Source organism: Rathayibacter sp. AY1F9 (assembly GCF_002932155.1).
In the GTDB taxonomy this organism is placed as follows: domain Bacteria; phylum Actinomycetota; class Actinomycetes; order Actinomycetales; family Microbacteriaceae; genus Rathayibacter.
In genome coordinates this window covers 138,781-156,059 of the sequence record NZ_PSVA01000003.1, presented here as the reverse complement: position 1 = coordinate 156,059, position 17,279 = coordinate 138,781, and the positions used below count along the sequence as shown (strand labels likewise).

Below are 17,279 nucleotides of genomic sequence, written 5' to 3'. Positions count from 1 at the left end.
CTCCCGCACCGAGAACGGCGGGCGGCCCGCGAGGGACCGCCCGCCGTCACGCTCCCGCGGTCAGCGGATCGTCGTGCTCGCCGTGTCCGCGTTGCTGCGGATGGACGGGTCGGGCGTCTTCGTCGAGAACGCCGCCGCCAGCGCGGTCGCCGTGCCCGAGACGGCCGCCCTCACCGTGATCTTCTCCGACACGGTCCGCCCGTCCGCCAGGCCGGCCCGCTGGAACACCACGACGTTCCCGACCCTGGTGTACGAGCCGGTCGCCGAGACGAACTGCACGCTCGCGGGCAGGACGACCTGCGAGACGACCGACGCCGAGGCGGCCGGACCGGCGTTCGTCGTGATGAGGGTGTAGGTGAGCGTCCTCCCCTTCACCGCCGAGGCCGGCCCCGAGAGGTCGACGCGAAGATCGGCCTTCGTCGCGACCTGCTTCGGCGAGACCGTCAGCGTGCTCGTCGCCCGAGCCGTGCCCGCCGAGTTCGCGGCCTGGATGCTGAAGGTGGTGGTCCCGGCCGTGGTCGGCGTCCCGGAGAGGCGCCCGGTCGCGTCGAGGGTGAGTCCGGCGGGCAGTGCGCCGGAGACCAGGGAGACCGACGGAGCGGGCGTGCCGCTCACCGCGTAGCGGAAGTCGTAGGCCGAGCCGACGACGCCGGCCGCGACCGTCCCGGAGAGGGTCGGCGCGACCGTCGGCGACGAGACGGTGACGGTGCTGGTGGTCTCCGCGGAGGCGGTGCCGGCGCGGGCCGCCAGCGTGAACGTGAAGGTGCCCGGCGCGGACGGAGTCCCGGTCAGGCGCCCGGCCGGAGTCAGGGTGAGGCCGGACGGGAGCGCACCTGAGGAGACGGCCACCGACGGCGCGGGGAAGCCGGAGACGGTGTAGCCGAAGTCGTAGGGGGTGCCGACGACGCCCGGCCCGGGGGTGCCGGAGATCGCCGGTGCAGCGGCGGCGGGGGAGACGACGACGGTGCTGGTGGTCTCCGCGCTCCCCGCAGCGTTCGAGGCCCGCAGGGTGAAGGTGGAGCGTCCGTCGGCGGTCGGCGTCCCGGTCAGGCCGCCACGATCATCGAGGCTCAGGCCGGCGGGGAGCGTTCCGGAGACGAGCGAGACCGTCGGCGCCGGTGTGCCCGTCACGCTGTAGTCGAAGTCGTACGGGGTGCCCACCGTCGCGGCGGGCGGGTCGCCGGCCAGGGTCGGCGCGACCGTCGTCTCCGCCACGGCGAACGTGTGCGGGGCCCCGACGGTAGCGCCGAAGGGGTTCCGCGCGGAGACGGCGAAGGTGGACGTGCCCGCGGTCGTCGGCGTGCCGGAGAGGAGCCCGGACGCGCTGAGGGTCAGGCCGTCGGGGAGTGAGCCGGAGGCGATCGCGAACGAGGCGGGGCGGTCGGCCGCGAAGGTGTACGAGGCGGCCGCTCCGAGCGGCCCGGACGCGGGAGGAGCATCCGCCGTCAGGACCGGACGCGGGCCCCGGGCGAGCACGTGATCGGGTCCGGCTGCGAGAGCCGTCGTGCCGGCGAGGCCGGCGGGTGACTGCAGCTGCCCGGCCGAGCTCCGGCCCCAGCCGACGATCGTGCCGTCGCCCTTCAGCGCGAGGCTGTAGTCGGACGCGGCGGCGATCGCCACGACCCCGGACAGGCCTTCCGGCACCGTGGTCTGGCCGTAGTCGACGACGACCGAGTCGGAGCTCGCGCCCCAGGCGACGACGGTGCCGTCCTCCTTCAGCGCGAGGCTGTGGGTCTCTCCCGCCGCGACGGCCACCACGCCCTCGAGCCCCGCGGGGACGTCGGTCTGCTCGTAGAGGTCCCAGCCCCAGGCGACCACCCTCCCGCCGGACACGGCGAGGCTGTGGCGCCGGCCCGCGGCGATGGCCGTGACGCCTCCGAGGCCGGCCGGGACCAGGCCCTCGCCCAGCCCGTTGCTGCCCCACGACGTGACGGTGCCGTCGTTGCCGAGCGCGAGGCTGTTGTCGCGGGAGGACGAGATCGCGACGATCCCGGTCAGCGCGGCACTCCTCGACACCTGCCCGTCGCCGTCGTAGCCCCAGGAGACGACGGTCCCGTCGCTCTTCAGCGCATGGCTGCTGTAGTCGCCGGCGGAGACCGCGACGACCCCCGTGAGACCGTCGGGGACGCTGGTCTGCCCGTACGACCCGCGGCCCCAGGCGACGACCCCGCCGTCGCCTTTCGCGGCGAGGCTGTGGGTCCGGCCCGCGGCGAGGGAGAGGACGCCCTCGACCCCGGCCGGGACCGTGGTCTTCCCGTCGGTGCCGCTTCCCCAGGCCGCCACCCCGAGGACAGGGGCGGACGGAGCGGCGACCGCCGCGAGAGGAACGGCGGTGCCGACGAGGAGCGCGACGGCCGCGGTCAACCCGAGCAGACCCCGCCGGAGCCGCCGCGCCGCTCCTGGATCCCGCGGCTGCGACGTGCCGTCCTGGACGGCGGGCGGACGAGGGACGGTGCTGGAGCGCATGTGCTGCCTTCGATCGGGACGGCCCTCATCGGCCGTCCTCGAACCGTGGCACGGCCGTCCCGCCGCTGACAATGTCCTCTAGCGGCCCTGTCCGGAAGAGGGCGCCGCGGAGCTCCGCGGAGGGGACGTAGGCCCGGTCTCACTGCGGCCGAGCGCTCCCGCCGCGGGCCCGTGACGGTCAGCGCATCCCGAGGGACGCCGTCGCGTCCGGACCGCTCAGCGGGGTCGGAACGGGGACCCCGGCTCTCCCGCGTACGGGGCGTCCGCCTGGTCGAAGTCCCAGCGGCCCGCGGTGGACGGGCGGACGACGGGGGTCTTCGTCGGGGTCGGCGTCGCCGACGGCGCCGGCGCGGCGGCCAGCCCGGCGTGCCAGCGGAAGATCGCGTCGATGCCGTCCTGGTTCACCCACGACGGTGCGTTGTGGCCGAGCGCGTGCGTCCGGACGGTCGCCTCCCTGGCCGTGGCCGTCGCCTTCTTCACGAGGGCGAGCCCGTGCAGTGCCGGCGGCACGCTCGGGTCCGGGTGGGCCGTGTCGGACACCACCGCGCGGATGTTCGCGCCGGCCCAGGCGGAGGCGGGCAGCCGCTTCGGGTTGTGGGAGTCGATCTGAGCGGTGCTGCCGCCGAAGGCACCGCCGATCGAGAAGCGGCCCCGCGTCGTGCGGTCGTGGGTGTCGCGGAGGTCGTAGACGCCGTTGACCAGGTAGACGCCGTTGATGCCGGGGAAGACCCGCGCGCCGTAGTCCTCGCAGGCGAGCGCGCCGCCGGCCGACATCGCCCAGAGGTAGCTGGCGGCGATCGGGAACTGGCCGGAGAGGTAGGCGTAGCCGTTCCGCTGGTGCTTCTGCGCGGTGTCGTTGGTCCAGATCGTTCCGCCGAGCGTCTGGCAGATCGCGATGGCGCCCCGCTCGACGGCGAGCTCGGCCGGGTACGCGAAGACGCTGGACAGCGAGGTGTGGTCGGCCTGCGCGGAGTGGATGAACCAGATCACCGGTACCGCCGCGGCCTGCCGCGGCTTCACCGTCTGCGGCACGAAGATCCGCGCGAGGTCGCCCGCGATCGAGACCGTGAGGACGTCGTAGAGCACGCCGCGGTTCTTCGTCCTCACGTTGATCGTGCGGGTCCTCTCCCCGGGCAGGCCGGGCACGGGGGAGGCGGAGGCGGAGGCGGCCGGGAGCGTCGCCGCGCCCAGAGCGAGAGCACCCGTGAGGGCGCCGCCGATGACGGCGCGCCGCCGGAGGCCGGGAGTTCGAGAGGGGGGTACTGCTGAATCGTCGGGGGACACGGGGGCTCCTCGTGCAGGGACCGCGAACCGACGAGGTCGGCGGAGCGGTCCGGGTCGGCGGGGGGTGTGCCTGCAACGCTAGCCGGAGGACCGGCCGGACGACCCGTCGATGCGCGCCAGTCGCGGGACGGCGGAGGGACGACGCCGCACGGACGGAACGGTCGGCGGCTCGGCGACCGCATCGGCGGCGGATCGAGGCGCTCCGGAAGCGAAGGAGAGGCCCGTTCCTGATCGCCCGCCCCACCGGTTCCGACCCTTTCGCTCCGTTCGGGAGCACTTCCCCGCACCGGTCTGGCCCCCCGGTGTGAAGGCTCCCAGGTTCCTCGCGCTCGTCGGCGGACCGGTGCCAGCGTGAAGGGACCGAGAAGCAGAAGGAGAAACGACCATGACTCTTCGACGAACTCTTGCCACCCTCGCCCTCACGGGCGCCATCGCCTCCGTCGGCGTCGTCGCTGTCGCGACGCCCGCCTCCGCGGCCGAGGTCGCGAACGGACAGTACGTGAGCGCCGGGAACTACGCGTGCGGAGCCCAGGAGGTGGCCACCGGCGCCACCCTCGGACCCGAGGGCGTCCTGCGCCAGCGCGCTCTCGTCTTCCGCAACTGCGGGTCGAGCACGGTCGAGCGCAAGGCCGACATCATCGCCGACTTCGACGGCAGCTGCTACTCCGTGGCGCCGGGCAAGGCCCGAGTCCTCGACGCGCTGTTCGTGGCGGCGGGACGCAACACCTACCGCGCGTCCAAGGCCTGCTGAGGTCGCGTGCTCCGCCGGAGGGGCGGGTCGGGGACATCCCCGGCCCGCCCCTCCAGCTGTCCGGAACGACCACGCCGTCCGAGCCGTCCTCCCGTCGACCCGCCCGAGCATCACTCCAGCACAGGCCCCAGCTCCGCCAGGACCTCCGCGACCCGGGCCCGCGCCCGTGCACCGAGCCCGCGGACCGGACGCGGGAGGCAGCGCGCCTCGGCGAGACCGAGCTGCTCCGCCATCGCTGCGACCACGCGGTAGCTGCCGCCGTGCTCCGCGAAGAGGTCCCAGACGGGCTGCAGGCGTGCCGATCCCGCGATCGCGGCCGCCTCATCGCCCGACTGCGCCGCCCGGGCGATCGACAGCGCCGTCCGCGGGAAGATGCCGCCGATCACCGAGTACCAGGCGTCGCAGCCGCCGAGCAGCCCGCGCGCACCCGCGGCGTCCCCCGAGACCCCGACGGTGACCCCCTCCGGCACCCGCGCCCGGATCTCGCTGACGCGCGCCGCCGCGGCGCCCGGTCCCTCCGGCACGCCGGGGATCTTGAGGGAGGCGACCTGCGGCAGCCGGGCGACGGCCCCGTAGAGGTCGTCGGAGAAGGAGAAGCGCGTCGTCCCGGGGTTGTCGTACACGACGAGCGGCACCGAGAGCTGAGCCGTCACGTCTTCGTAGAGCCCCAGCACGTCCTCGTCCGTCAGCGGCTGGTAGCCGAGCGGCGCCAGGAGCACCGCGCTCGCTCCGGCGCTCTGCGCGTCCTCGGCGAGCGCCAGCACCTGCGAGGTGCGCAGCGCCCCGATCCCGACCACGACCGGCACCGGGCCGGCGCCGCGGACGGCGATCTCGGCGGCGCGCCGGCGCTCGCCGCGGTCCAGGTACGGAGCCGAGCCGGTCGAGCCCAGGGCGCCGATCGAGTCGACTCCCGCCCGCGCGAGCCGCTCGACGAGAGCGGCGAACGACCGCTCGTCGATGCTGTCGTCGCGGAGCGGTGTGAGGGGGAAGGCGCTGAGTCCGGTGAGCACGTCGGTCCGTTCGCTGAGGGCGGGAGGGGCCCGGACAGTCTCCCCGGCGGCAGGGGCCCGGTCGAGGCCAGAACCGCCGGGGGCCGGGGGACCAGCCGTCACTCCGCGTCGAGCACCACTCGGGAGTGGAGTCCGAGCCGGTCGAGGAACGCCTCGTCGTGGCTGACGACGACCAGGCCGCCCCGCCAGGCGGCGAGAACGTCGACGAGGTGGTCGGTCGTGGCGAGATCGAGGTCGTTCGTCGGCTCGTCGAGCACGAGCAGCTGCGGAGCCGGCTGCGCCAGCACGAGCCCGGCGAGCGCGACGCGGAACCGCTCGCCGCCCGAGAGCGACGCGATCCTCCGATCGACCACGTCGCCGCGCACCAGGAGCCGCGCGAGGGCGTTCCGCAGCTCGACCGCCGGACGATCCGGCGCGGCCCGGGAGACGTGCTCCCGCACGGTGGCCTCCTCGTCGAGGAGTCCCTCGCGGCGCTGGGGGAGCCAGCCGACCCGCTCCGTCAGCGCTCGGGCCGTGGTGCCGGCGAGCGGATGCTCCCGCGCACCCGTCGCCCCGACGAGGTGCTCGAGCAGGGTGGTCTTCCCCGTCCCGTTCGCGCCGACCACGGCGATCCGCTCCGGCCCCTGGAGCACCGTCGTCCGGCCGCGCACCGTCACCTCCGCCAGACGGCGCCCGGCCGCGACCCCGGGGTCCGGCAGGTCGAGGCGGACCCGGTCGTCGTCGCGCACTGCCCGCGACGCGGCGTCGACCTGCTCGCGCGCCCGCGCCTCCGCGGCCCCGTGCCCGGAGCGCAGCCGTCCCGCGGTCGCCTCGGCGCGTCCTCTCCGCGCGTTCGCGAGGATCGCGGGCATCGACTCCGCCGATCGCGCGCCCGCCCGCGCCCGACGGGCGATGGTCGTCTCGGCCTCGATGCGCTGCCGCCGCTCGGCGCGGAGAAGCCGGTCGGCGTCGCGCAGATCGCGCTCCGCGGCCACCTGCTCGAGGGCGAGCCGCTCCTCGAACGCCGAGAACGTCCCGCCGGAGGTGCGGACGGCCCCGTCGCGCAGCTCCGCGATCTCGTCGACGTGCTCGAGCAGCTCCCGGTCGTGGCTGACGAGCACGAGCGTCCCGCGCCACCGGTCGACCAGGTCGAGCAGAAGCCCTCGGGAGCGCCGGTCGAGGTCGTTCGTCGGCTCGTCGAGCACGGCGATCGGCCGACCGCGCAGCCGGACGCCGGTCACGGCCGTGAGGACGGCCTGCCCTCCGGAGAGGGTCGCGACCGGCCGCAGCAGGTCCGCCTCCTCCAGGTCGAGACCGGCGTCGCCGAGTGCGGCGAGCGCTCGGGCCTCGAGGTCCCAGTCGTCCGCGAGCACCTCGAATTGCCGCGGATCCGCGTCGCCGCGGAGGATCGCGTGCAGAGCGTCCAGGCGATGCCGGATCCCGAGGAGATCGGCGACGGTGTCGTCGGGCCCTCGCCGGAGGCGCTGGGGCAGCAGGTCGACGGGTCCCGTCGTCGAGACGCTCCCGGCGGTGGGGGAGAGGCCGCCGGTGACGAGGCGGACGAGGGTCGACTTGCCGGCGCCGTTCGCGCCGACGAGACCGGTGCGCCCGCGTCCGAACGCAGCGGTGACGCGGTCGAGGACGACGGAGCCGTCGGGCCAGGCGAACGTGCAGTCGTGGAGGACGACGGCGGGCGGGGTGGTGCGGGAAGTGGAGGGCACGGTGCTCCAGGGGTCGGTGTCGGCGCACGACGACCACCGGACTCCGAAGGAGCAACGGCTCGCCCCTGAGGGGCGGGCACGGGGGACGTCAGTGCGAGAGCAGCTGCTGCGTCGTGGACGCAGTACCGGTGCTGGAGCGCAAGAGTCCGTCTTCCGTGCGGGGAGCCCCCGTGACCGCGAGCCGCTGGATCGGCCGGTGTGGCGGCCGCACCGACGTCGCGGCTCGCGACGAGGTACGGGTCGACCGTACGTGCCCGTCGGACCCGCGCGCAACCGTGACCGACTGCTCGTCCGCGGCCTGCGTCCGTCGGCGCCGTCGCGCGGCTCGCGGCGGACGGCTCTCCACCCACGGCGGGACGGCCGGACCGCCCTGGTATGCACGCTGCTGCCCACCGGTCGAGGGGGTCGCCGGCGGGCCCTCCCGTCGCCGCGCCCTCACTACGCTGAGCCCATGGTGACCATTCGCGACGTCGCGGCCGATGCGGGGGTGGCCCGCAGCACGGTGTCCTACGTGCTCTCCGGCAACAAGAAGCTCCCGGAGGCGACCCGCCTGCGCGTGCTCGCGAGCGTGGAGCGGCTCGGCTACCGGCCCGACCCGATGGCGCGGGCCCTGGCGCTGCGGCGCACGAACATCCTCGGCTTCTTCGCCTCCGTCGATCCGGAGTCGCGGCAGACCGATGTCGACGTCTTCATGCGCTTCGTGCGGGCGGCGATGTACGCGGCCCGCGCCCGCGGCTTCGACCTGCTGATGATGGGCACGGGCGAGGGGGAGCTGGCGCGCGACGTCCTCGCCGATGCGCTCGTCGTGATGGACATCCGCCGGGACGACCCCCGGCTGCCGGTCCTCGCGAGCATCGGCCTGCCGACCGCGCTGGTCGGCTACCCGGGCGAGGGCAGCCCGTTCAGCGCGATCGACCTCGACTTCGACGGCGCGGCGCGGGTCGCCGTCGACCACCTCGCCGACCTCGGGCACGTCGAGATCGCGGTCCTCGGGATGGGCCCCGACGCCTACGAGAGCGGCTACGCCTTCGCCCTGCGGTTCCGCGAGGGCTTCCTCGACCAGTGCCGCCTGCGCGGCGTGCGGGGAGCCGTCATCCCCAGCACCGACGACGTCGACGACTGGTTCGAGCAGGCGCAGGAGCAGCTCCCCGGCCTGAGCGCCGTGGTCACGCACGGGCCGGGCGTGCTCGAGCCGTTCCTCCAGCGCCTCAGCGGCCTGGGCCTGCGGGTCCCGGAGGACTGCTCGATCATGACCATCGCCCCGGAGGCGGTGATGCGGCACGCCGACCAGCCGGTCACCGTGGTGGACCTGCCCGGCGACGAGATGGTCTCGCGGGCGGTCGACCTGGTGCTCGACGAGCTCGCCGGCACCGCGACTCCGGGAGTGACGGAGCTGCTGCCCGCGGTAGTCGTGGACCTCGGCACCACCGCGCCCTTCTCGCCGGGCACCAGCCGGGGCGTCGTCCCCTCGTGGCGGCGGGCGCGCGGCTGACGTCGCCGGGTCGTCCGGAGTGTTCCCCGGGCGATCGGTGAACCGGTTCTCCGAAATCTATTGAACCGGTTCTCCGACTCGGTTAGGCTCGCCACGACTTCCGGACGGACCGCCCCAGCGGGCGCTCCCGGAGGGTCTTCCCGGCGCGAGCGCTCCGCTCGTTCCGACCGTATTCAGAGAGGAATACCGTGAAGAACAGCATCCGACGGGCCGCAGGCGCCGCCTCCCTCGTCCTCATCGCCGGAGTCGCCCTCAGCGCGTGCAGCGCACAGGGAGCGGGCGACGACTCGTCGAAGTCGCTCACCCTCTGGGACAGCTTCACCCAGTACGACGCGTCCTCCCCCTACGGCCAGCTCCTGGCCGGCTGCGAGGCCTCGACCGGGATCACCCTCGAGCGCACCTCCGACCCCGACCTCACCACCAAGCTCCTGCAGTCGGCCGCGTCGAAGACGACGCCGAACCTGGTCGTCCTCGACAACCCCAACGTCGCGAAGTTCGCCGACACCGGCCTGCTCGTCGACAACGCCGCCTCCGGGCTCGACACCAGCGACGTCCTCCCGAACGTGCTCGCCGCCGGCCAGCTGGACGGGAAGACCTACGGCTCGTCGATCGGCTCGAACACCCTCGCGCTCTTCTACAACAAGGCGCTCTTCGAGGCCGCCGGCGTCACTCCGCCGACGACCTGGGACGAGCTGACCACCGCCGCGAAGGCCCTCACCGCGGGCGACGTCACCGGGCTCGGCTTCTCCGCGATCGGCACCGAGGAGGGCACCTTCCAGTTCCTGCCCTTCTTCTGGGGCTCCGGTGCGACCCTCGAGGACATCTCCTCCGACGACGCCGTCTCGGCGCTCGCGCTCTGGACCGACCTGGTGAAGAGCGGCTCGGCCTCGCAGGCGAACGTCAACGCCAACCAGCAGGACGTCCGCGACCAGTTCCTCGCGGGCAAGCTCGGGATGATGGTCAACGGCACCTGGCAGCTCTCCGCCCTCGACGAGGCGGGCATCGACTACGGCGTCGTGCCGATCCCGGCGAAGGACGGGGGAGCGGCACCGAGCCCGCTCGGCGGCGAGTTCGTCGAGGTGGTCGCCTCCGACGCCGCGAAGCAGACCCTCGCCACGGAGTTCGCGCAGTGCGTCATCCAGCCCGACAGCCTGAAGGCCTGGGCGGCCGGCCAGTCGTACATCATGCCGTACGCCGACGCGGCCGCCGAGCAGGCGACCGAGGACCCCGCGCTCCAGCCGTGGGTCGAGGCCATCTCGGTCGCGCAGGGACGCACCAGCGACCTCGGCGTCGCCTACCCGGACACCTCGAAGGCGCTCTGGACCGCGATCCAGGAGTCGCTGACCGGCTCGAAGACGCCGCAGGCGGCCCTCGACGACGCCGCGGCGAGCCTGAAGTAGCGGCCGCATGACCGACCCCGCCGTGCTCACGGCGCCGGTCGCGGGCGGGGCGGCCACCAGGCCGCCCGCCCGCCGCCGACCCCGCTCCCACCTCCGCCTCGCCGCCGCCGCCTTCATGGCGCCCGTGGTGATCTTCCTCGCCGTCTTCTTCGTCTACCCGATCATCCGCGGCGTCGTCCTCAGCCTCCAGGACTTCGGACCGTCGTCCTTCGTGACCGGGATCGCCCCCTTCGTCGGCTTCGACAACTACGTCACGGTCGTCACCGATCCGATCTTCGCGAGCATCGCCTGGCACACCGTGGTCTTCACCGTGGTCTCGCTGGTGGGCCAGTTCACGATCGGCATGGCCCTGGCGCTGTTCTTCAGCCGCCGGTTCCCGCTCTCGGCGACGTTCCGCTCCCTCATCCTGCTGCCGTGGCTCCTGCCGCTGATCGTCTCGGCGACGGCCTGGCGCTGGATCTTCGACCAGCAGTTCGGCATCCTGAACGCCGCGATCGGCACGCCGGTCGGCTGGCTGACCGATCCGTCCGTCTCGCTGTGGGCGGTCATCATCGCCAACATCTGGCTGGGCATCCCGTTCAACATGGTGCTGCTGCACGGAGGCCTGCAGGGCATCCCCGAGAGCCTCTACGAGGCCGCGGCACTGGACGGCGCCTCGCGCTGGCGGTCCTTCTGGAGCATCACCTGGCCGCTGCTGCGACCGGTGACCTCCGTCACGCTCCTCCTCGGCCTCGTCTACACGATCAAGGTGTTCGACGTCATCTGGATCCTCACCAAGGGAGGCCCGGCCAACAGCTCGCACACCCTCGCGACCTGGGCCTACGAGCAGTCCTTCACCGACCTGCAGTTCGGAGTCGGTGCGGCGGCCGGCCAGATCCTCGTGATCGTCGCCCTCGTCTTCGGCGTGATCTACATCCGCGCCCAGCGCAAGGAGGACCTCGGATGAACCGGCACACCACAGGGCTGCGCCGCGGGATCGACGTGGTCATCGCGATCGTGCTCTGCGGCTTCCTCCTCTTCCCGCTCTACTGGATGGTCAACGTCTCGCTGACCAAGCCGCAGAACCTGATCCAGACCCCGCCGAGCCTGTTCCCCGGCGACCCGACCCTCGACGGGTACGTGCAGGCGTTCTCGACGCAGCTGCCGAACCTCATCACGAGCCTCGTGATCTCGATCGGCTGCGTGATCCTGACGCTGGCGATCGCCCTGCCCGCCGCTTTCGCGATGGCGAAGTTCCGGGTGCGGGGGACCGGCGTCGTGATGTTCGTGTTCCTCCTCGCCCAGATGATCCCCGGGATCGTCCTGGTCACCGCGCTGTTCGCGATCTACAACGCGCTGGGGCTGCTCAACACCTATCCAGGCCTGATCCTCGCCGACGCGACCGCCTCCGTGCCGTTCGCGGTGATCATCCTCCGGGCCTTCATGCTCGGCATCCCCGACGAGCTGATCGAGGCCGCGCGGATCGACGGTGCGAGCAACTGGCGCTCCTTCGTCTCGATCGTCATCCCGCTGAGCCGGAACTCGATCGTGACCGCGGGCCTGTTCTCGTTCCTGTTCGCCTGGGCCGACTTCCTCAACGCGAACTCGCTCACCTCGGGCAACAGCATCGTGCCGTTCACCCTCGGCCTCTACCGCTACATCGGATCGACCACCACCAACTGGAACGGGATCATGGCGACCGCCGTGATCGCCTCCATCCCGGCCGCCGTGCTGCTGATCGTGGCCCAGCGCTACGTCGCCGCCGGGGTCACCGCCGGCGCGGTCAAGGACTGAGCGCCGTGCCCGACTCGAGGAAGCAGGAGCACATGGACACCGACGCGTTCGCGCTCGAGGGGGACCGCCTCGTCTGGCGCGGCGACGGCGAGACCGTCGTCGTCGAGCCGTGGGGGAGGGACAGCGTCCGGGTCCGCGCCCGCCGGTCCGGGGAGGTCCTCGACACCGACTGGGCGCTGATCGCCCCCGAGCGCCACGCGCCGGAGGTCTCGATCGAGGGACCGCGGGCGACGCTGCGCGCCGGCGGCATCACCGTCGTCCTCGAGCAGCAGGAGGGCTACGGTTACCAGACCGGCTACCACGAGCTCTCCTGCTCCCTCTCCTTCTACGACCGTCGGGGGGAGCTGCTCTTCCGGGAGCTCGGGAGCGGGGGAGCGCTCAAGCTGCGCGCCCGCGAGCAGCGTCCGCACCTGGGCGGCGACTTCCGGCTGACCGCGCTGTTCGAGACGTCCCCCGACGAGAAGCTGTACGGGATGGGGCAGTACCAGCAGGACATCCTCGATCTGAAGGGCTGCACGCTCGAGCTCGCGCACCGCAACTCCCAGTCGAGCGTCCCGTTCGTGCTGTCGAGCCGCGGCTACGGGTTCCTCTGGCACAACCCCGCGATCGGCCGCGCGACCTTCGCGGCCAACCGCACGGAGTGGTCCGCCGAGTCCTCCCAGCAGCTCGACTACTGGGTGACCGCGGGGGAGACCCCGGCCGACATCACCCGGGCCTACGCCGACGCGACCGGGCACGTCCCGATGATGCCCGAGCACGGCCTCGGCTTCTGGCAGTGCAAGCTGCGCTACTGGAACCAGGAGCAGCTGCTCGAGGTCGCCCGCGAGCACCGGCGCCGCGGCCTGCCGATGGACGTGATCGTGGCCGACTTCTTCCACTGGCCGCACATGGGCGACTTCCGCTTCGAGGAGGAGTTCTGGCCGGATCCGTCCGCCATGGTCGCCGAGCTGCGCGAGCTCGGGATCGAGCTGATGGTCTCGGTCTGGCCGCAGGTGTCGGTCGAGTCCGAGAACTACATCGCGATGAAGAAGGGGAACCTCCTCGTCAAGGCCGAGCGGGGCCTGGACCTGCACATGCAGTTCGAGGGTCCGAGCGCGTTCTACGACGCGACGAGCCCCGCCGCCCGGAGGTTCGTCTGGGAGGCGTGCCGGCGCAACTACGGCGAGCACGGGATCCGGCTCTTCTGGCTCGACGAGGCCGAGCCCGAGTACGGCGTCTACGACTTCGACAACTACCGCTACGCCGCCGGCCCCGCCGTCCAGGTCGGCAACCTCTACCCGCAGGCGTTCTCCCGCGGCTTCTTCGAGGGGCAGAGCGAGGGCGGGGAGACCGCGATCGTCAACCTCGTCCGCACCGCGTGGGCGGGCAGCCAGCGCTACGGTGCGCTCGTGTGGTCGGGCGACATCCACTCGACCTTCGCGGACCTGCGCCACCAGATCACGGCCGGCATCCACATGGGCGTCGCGGGGATCCCGTGGTTCACGACCGACATCGGAGGATTCGCCGGGGGAGACCCGTCGGATCCGGAGTTCCGTGAGCTCCTCGTGCGCTGGTTCCAGTTCGGCGCGTTCAGCCCGGTGATGCGCCTCCACGGCGACCGCGCGCCGTCGGCCCCGGTCACGGCCGCCGACGGGACCCGCCGCGCCGCGACCGGAGCCGCGAACGAGGTGTGGAGCTTCGGCGAGGAGGCCACGCCGATCCTCACCCGCCTGCTGCATCTGCGCGAGACCCTGCGCCCCTACACGCGCGAGGCGATGCGGGAGGCGCACGAGCTGGGCCAGCCCGTGCTGCGCGCGGTGTTCCACGAGTTCCCGGGGGACCCGGAGGCCTGGGATCTGGCCGACCAGTACCTCTTCGGCTCGGACCTGCTGGTGGCTCCGGTCACGCACGCCGGAGCCGTCTCCCGACGGGTCTACCTGCCCGCCGGGGCGCGCTGGACGGAGCTCTCGACGGGCGCCGAGCACGAGGGCGGGCAGTGGATCGTCGCCGACGCGCCGCTGGCCGTCATCCCGGTCTTCGCGCGCGACGGCCGGCAGGCGCACCTCGTCGGGCAGCTCTGAGCGGAGGCTCCCCGCTGACCGGAGGGTTCCGCCGCGAGGAGCGCCCCCGCGTCAGCCCGTCCCCGCGAGCCAGAAGTCGACCGCGTCGGGGGACGGGCGCCCGGCGACCCGGACGACGTCGCCGAACTCGAGCACGCTGTCCGGATCCTCCTGGACGGCCGGCCACCGCTCGCGGCCGGCGGCGTCCGGATCGCCGTGGGAGACGAACGCGAGCCAGCGCGCGGTCATCTCCTGCTCGAGCCGGCGGTCGACGTCCGTGTAGTCGGCGTCGCCGTCCGCCCCGAGGTTCCCGTACGCGTACATCACCTCGGCGCCGTGGTACGCGCCGAACCGCTCGAGTCCGCTCTCCGGGGGAGTGCGCGTGAAGATGTAGGCGTGGACGCCCGCCCGCCCGGTCCGGGCGGCCGTCAGCGCCCAGAGCCGCATCGGGGCGGTCATCGTCCGGTCGCTGTCGGCGCGCAGCCGGGAGTCGACGACCTGGTCCTCGACGGCACCCGGGTACAGCGCGAGGAATCGGTCCGCGTCGTCTCCGTGCTCCCGGCGCACCTCCTGCTCGTAGGCGTCCGGATCCGGGTCGACGCCTCCCAGCAGATCGAGCGAGGTCTCGTCGGAGTTGCTGCCGAGCAGGAGGGGGACGTCGTTCTGCCGACCGGCCTCGTAGACGGCGAGCGGCGTGTCGGGGAGGACGACGCCGTCGATCGAGGGCCACCAGTGCTGCGAGAGGCCAGCGGCGGCCGTGACGATGCGCTCGGCCGGCAGGGCCCTCATCTCGGCGAGGCTCGCCCCGCCGAGGGCCTCGCTCAGGCGCGCAGCCGCCTCCCGTGCGGTGGCGGCGTCGTCGTAGAGGTCGCCGGCCTCGCGATCTCCCGCCGACCCCAGGCATCCTCCGCTCTCCCCGATGATCCCGTGGAGGAGGCCGGCCGCGAGGGGCGAGGCCCCGAGGATGCAGGCGCTGCCGGAGCCGGCGGACTGGCCGGCGACCGTCACCCGCCCCGGGTCCCCGCCGAAAGCGGCGATGTTGTCCTGCACCCACTGCAGAGCGGCGACCTGGTCGAGCAGTCCCTGATTCCCCGGGGTGCCGCCGCCGAGCACATCAACGGCGAGGAAACCGAGGACGCCCAGACGATAGGCGACGGTGACGGCCACCGCGCCCCGGGAGGCGAGCGCCGCGCCGTCGTAGGCGGGGAGGGCGCCGGACCCCGAGACGAACGCGCCGCCGTGGAGGTAGACGAGGACCGGGCTGGAGTCGCCCGCCCCGCCGGCCGGCGTCCAGATGTTCAGGCGGAGGCTGTCCTCGTCCGTCGCGTACCCGCCGAGGAGCGTCTCCTCCAGCGGCAGGTCGAGCACGCGGGTCGCCGCTCGGGAGAGGAACGTCGGCTCCGGCTGAACGGCGGAGGGGCCGAAGTCGTCGGCCACGAGGGTCGCCGACCGCTGCGGGGCCGGGCGGGGCGCCTCCCAACGCAACGGGCCGACCGGGGGAGCGGCGTAGGGGATCCCCGCGAAGGCGTCGACCCCGGCCGCGGCGTCGTGCACACCGACGACGTCGCCCTGCCGGGTCGTGACCGGGGCGGTGTGCGGACCGGCGAGCGTCCGCGTCGCCGGGAGAGGACCCGCGGCGAGGGCGACGGCTCCGACGAGCCCTGCGGACGCGACCCAGGCCGCCGTACGCAGCATCCAGTGCCGGTGCCGCCAGCTCCTCGAGACGGCCGCGATCAGGACCGCGGCCGCCGCGACGACGAGCCACCCCCACCACTCCACCCGGTTCAGCCAGGCGAGGACCGCCCCGATGAGCACGACGGTTGCGGTCGGCAGCCACGGGGACCGTCGCCGTCGAGGTTCGGGCGTTCCAGTTCTCGATACGGTATGCATTGAAAACGAAACGTACTGAAAAGGCCCATTCAGTGCAACGATCCGAATAGGCTGGGGGCGTGGTCACAGGCGAGCAGGCTCCGGTCCGGCGGAGGAGCGAGACGCGACGACGTCTCCTCGCCGCGGCCGCCGAGCTCTTCGAGAGCACGGGCACCATCGGCCAGCGCGTCGAGGACATCTGCGCGCAGGCGGGCTTCACCCGCGGCGCGTTCTACTCGAACTTCGCCGGTGTCGACCAGCTCTTCCTCGCACTCCACGAGGAGCAGGCCGCGAGAGTGTGGGGGAGCCTGCAGGAGGCCCTCGACGTCCAGCTGCAGGAGGAGCACCGCGCGGCGACCCTCGACGGCGCCGTACGCTCCCTCCTCGACGCGCTCCCGTCGAGCCGCGAGTGGTTCTCCCTGCGGTCGGTGCTCCTGGCACGCGCTGCCGCGGACCCGGAGTTCGCCGAGCGGATGATGATCGACGACGACCGCGTCTCGCGCGAGCTGGGCGAGCGCTTCGCCGCCCTCGCCGCCGTGCACGGCCGCGTCCCCGCCGTCGAGTCCGCCGTCCTGGCGAAGGCGGTCGTCGCGGCGCACGTCGGGTCGGTGAGCCAGTGGCCCGTGGACACCAGCGCCGAACTCACGCAGCGCATGGTCGTCGCCGCGGTGATCCGAGGCCTCACCGTCGAAGCGCCCGGTCTGCCATCGGAGCGCGGCGGCGATCGATGACGTCCTGTCGCAGGAGCGTTGAGGGGAGCCGATCGCCATCCCTGCAGAACGGGACTTCGGTCGAACTGACATAATGTGCATTATCGGATAACGGTGGACGGACCGGACGGACCGGGACTGAGGCCGCCCGACGGTCCGGAACGTCATCAGCGGATCGGCGAATGCTCCACCCACGCCTCGACGTCCTCGTACCAGCACGTCTCGGTCGGAGTGTCGAAGCGCGTGACCAGCCGCAGCCGCGGATCGACGGTCATCGTGCCGCGGACGCGGCCGTCGGCCTGGTGTCGAAGACGGATCACGGTGAGCGCGCCGTCGATCGACGCGCCGGTCATCCGGTACCCGTCGCTCGGCCGTCCCCAGACCGGCAGGTTCAGCGGGAAGGCCAGGCGGGCCGCCAGCGGCTCCGGCAGCAGCTGCCATCGGTCCAGCGGACGCTCCTCGCCCCCGGAGACGTACCGGCCGGTCGGGGCGTCGTACGCGTCGACCGTCCCGGTGCGCTCGTCGACGCAGGAGAACGACGCCTCGACGGGCCGCACCTCCAGTCGGTAGGTCTCGGTCCTCTCGGGCGTCCGCCGGAAGGCGCGGCACCGGAAGGGCGAGCGCCTCCTCCAGTTCGCCATCACCGCGACGGCGTCGAGGAGGATGCTCGTCTCGCCGTCCCTGTCGAAGTCGCCACGCCGCCCGGAGGCTGCCGATGTGCGGAACCCGTCGGCGCGGACGGACTCCCCCGATGCCGGTCCGCTGCCGTCCATCGGAGTCATCCG

At 73.2% G+C, this 17,279-nt stretch carries 13 protein-coding genes; 7 read left to right on the top strand and 6 right to left on the bottom strand.

Going from position 1 to position 17,279, the window contains the following annotated elements:
* Positions 1–60 precede the first annotated feature (60 nt).
* Complete coding sequence (locus C5C37_RS03835; RefSeq protein WP_104338490.1) at positions 61–2,466, bottom strand: putative Ig domain-containing protein; 2,406 nt, start codon at positions 2,464–2,466, stop codon at positions 61–63.
* Positions 2,467–2,682: 216 nt separating this feature from the next.
* Entirely contained in the window at positions 2,683–3,750 is a 1,068-nt protein-coding gene (locus C5C37_RS03830) for a hypothetical protein (RefSeq protein WP_104246834.1), read from the bottom strand.
* 385 nt (positions 3,751–4,135) lie between these two features.
* Here C5C37_RS03830 and C5C37_RS03825 point away from each other — a divergent pair, with 385 nt between their 5' ends.
* Positions 4,136–4,501, top strand: a complete 366-nt coding sequence (locus C5C37_RS03825; protein ID WP_104222056.1) for a hypothetical protein — start codon at positions 4,136–4,138, stop codon at positions 4,499–4,501.
* A 110-nt stretch (positions 4,502–4,611) separates the two neighbouring features.
* Here the strand turns inward: C5C37_RS03825 and C5C37_RS03820 are convergent, their stop codons facing one another.
* Positions 4,612–5,511 carry a dihydrodipicolinate synthase family protein gene (locus C5C37_RS03820; RefSeq protein ID WP_104222054.1) on the bottom strand — a complete coding sequence of 300 codons (900 nt, stop codon included), beginning with the start codon at positions 5,509–5,511 and terminating at the stop codon, positions 4,612–4,614.
* Positions 5,512–5,609: 98 nt separating this feature from the next.
* Positions 5,610–7,211 carry an ABC-F family ATP-binding cassette domain-containing protein gene (locus tag C5C37_RS03815; protein ID WP_104338489.1) on the bottom strand — a complete coding sequence of 534 codons (1,602 nt, stop codon included), beginning with the start codon at positions 7,209–7,211 and terminating at the stop codon, positions 5,610–5,612.
* 451 nt (positions 7,212–7,662) lie between these two features.
* Here C5C37_RS03815 and C5C37_RS03810 point away from each other — a divergent pair, with 451 nt between their 5' ends.
* The 5 genes from C5C37_RS03810 to C5C37_RS03790 all read left to right on the top strand — a co-directional run bounded on the left by C5C37_RS03810 (position 7,663) and on the right by C5C37_RS03790 (position 13,936).
* Positions 7,663–8,703, top strand: a complete 1,041-nt coding sequence (locus C5C37_RS03810) for a LacI family DNA-binding transcriptional regulator (protein ID WP_104222050.1) — start codon at positions 7,663–7,665, stop codon at positions 8,701–8,703.
* Positions 8,704–8,891: 188 nt separating this feature from the next.
* On the top strand, positions 8,892–10,103 hold the full coding sequence (locus C5C37_RS03805) for an extracellular solute-binding protein (RefSeq protein ID WP_104222048.1): 1,212 nt from the start codon (positions 8,892–8,894) through the stop codon (positions 10,101–10,103).
* Positions 10,104–10,110: 7 nt separating this feature from the next.
* Entirely contained in the window at positions 10,111–11,049 is a 939-nt protein-coding gene (locus C5C37_RS03800) for a carbohydrate ABC transporter permease (RefSeq protein ID WP_104225253.1), read from the top strand.
* A complete protein-coding gene (locus C5C37_RS03795) occupies positions 11,046–11,876 on the top strand; it encodes a carbohydrate ABC transporter permease (RefSeq protein ID WP_104222044.1) in 831 nt (276 codons plus the stop codon). The genes C5C37_RS03800 and C5C37_RS03795 overlap by 4 nt, the downstream gene beginning before the upstream one ends.
* A 32-nt stretch (positions 11,877–11,908) precedes the next feature.
* Positions 11,909–13,936, top strand: a complete 2,028-nt coding sequence (locus C5C37_RS03790; RefSeq protein ID WP_104246851.1) for a TIM-barrel domain-containing protein — start codon at positions 11,909–11,911, stop codon at positions 13,934–13,936.
* 51 nt (positions 13,937–13,987) lie between these two features.
* Here the strand turns inward: C5C37_RS03790 and C5C37_RS03785 are convergent, their stop codons facing one another.
* Entirely contained in the window at positions 13,988–15,730 is a 1,743-nt protein-coding gene (locus tag C5C37_RS03785) for a carboxylesterase/lipase family protein (protein WP_219814458.1), read from the bottom strand.
* Positions 15,731–15,864: 134 nt separating this feature from the next.
* On the opposite strand from C5C37_RS03785, the gene C5C37_RS03780 reads away from it, so the two are divergent.
* Positions 15,865–16,515 carry a TetR/AcrR family transcriptional regulator gene (locus C5C37_RS03780; RefSeq protein ID WP_104283647.1) on the top strand — a complete coding sequence of 217 codons (651 nt, stop codon included), beginning with the start codon at positions 15,865–15,867 and terminating at the stop codon, positions 16,513–16,515.
* A gap of 146 nt (positions 16,516–16,661) precedes the next feature.
* Here the strand turns inward: C5C37_RS03780 and C5C37_RS03775 are convergent, their stop codons facing one another.
* Positions 16,662–17,276, bottom strand: coding sequence for a hypothetical protein (locus tag C5C37_RS03775; RefSeq protein ID WP_146085179.1), 615 nt, complete (start codon positions 17,274–17,276; stop codon positions 16,662–16,664).
* Positions 17,277–17,279: the final 3 nt, after the last annotated feature.

Excerpts from the sequence above, each read along its gene's own strand:
- C5C37_RS03775 (WP_146085179.1), bottom strand. The coding sequence starts at position 17,276 with ATGACTCCGATGGACGGCAGCGGACCGGCATCGGGGGAGTCCGTCCGC.
- C5C37_RS03795 (WP_104222044.1), top strand. The coding sequence starts at position 11,046 with ATGAACCGGCACACCACAGGGCTGCGCCGCGGGATCGACGTGGTCATC.
- C5C37_RS03810 (WP_104222050.1), top strand. The coding sequence starts at position 7,663 with ATGGTGACCATTCGCGACGTCGCGGCCGATGCGGGGGTGGCCCGCAGC.
- C5C37_RS03825 (WP_104222056.1), top strand. The coding sequence starts at position 4,136 with ATGACTCTTCGACGAACTCTTGCCACCCTCGCCCTCACGGGCGCCATC.
- C5C37_RS03800 (WP_104225253.1), top strand. The coding sequence starts at position 10,111 with ATGACCGACCCCGCCGTGCTCACGGCGCCGGTCGCGGGCGGGGCGGCC.
- C5C37_RS03835 (WP_104338490.1), bottom strand. The coding sequence starts at position 2,466 with ATGCGCTCCAGCACCGTCCCTCGTCCGCCCGCCGTCCAGGACGGCACG.
- C5C37_RS03790 (WP_104246851.1), top strand. The coding sequence starts at position 11,909 with ATGGACACCGACGCGTTCGCGCTCGAGGGGGACCGCCTCGTCTGGCGC.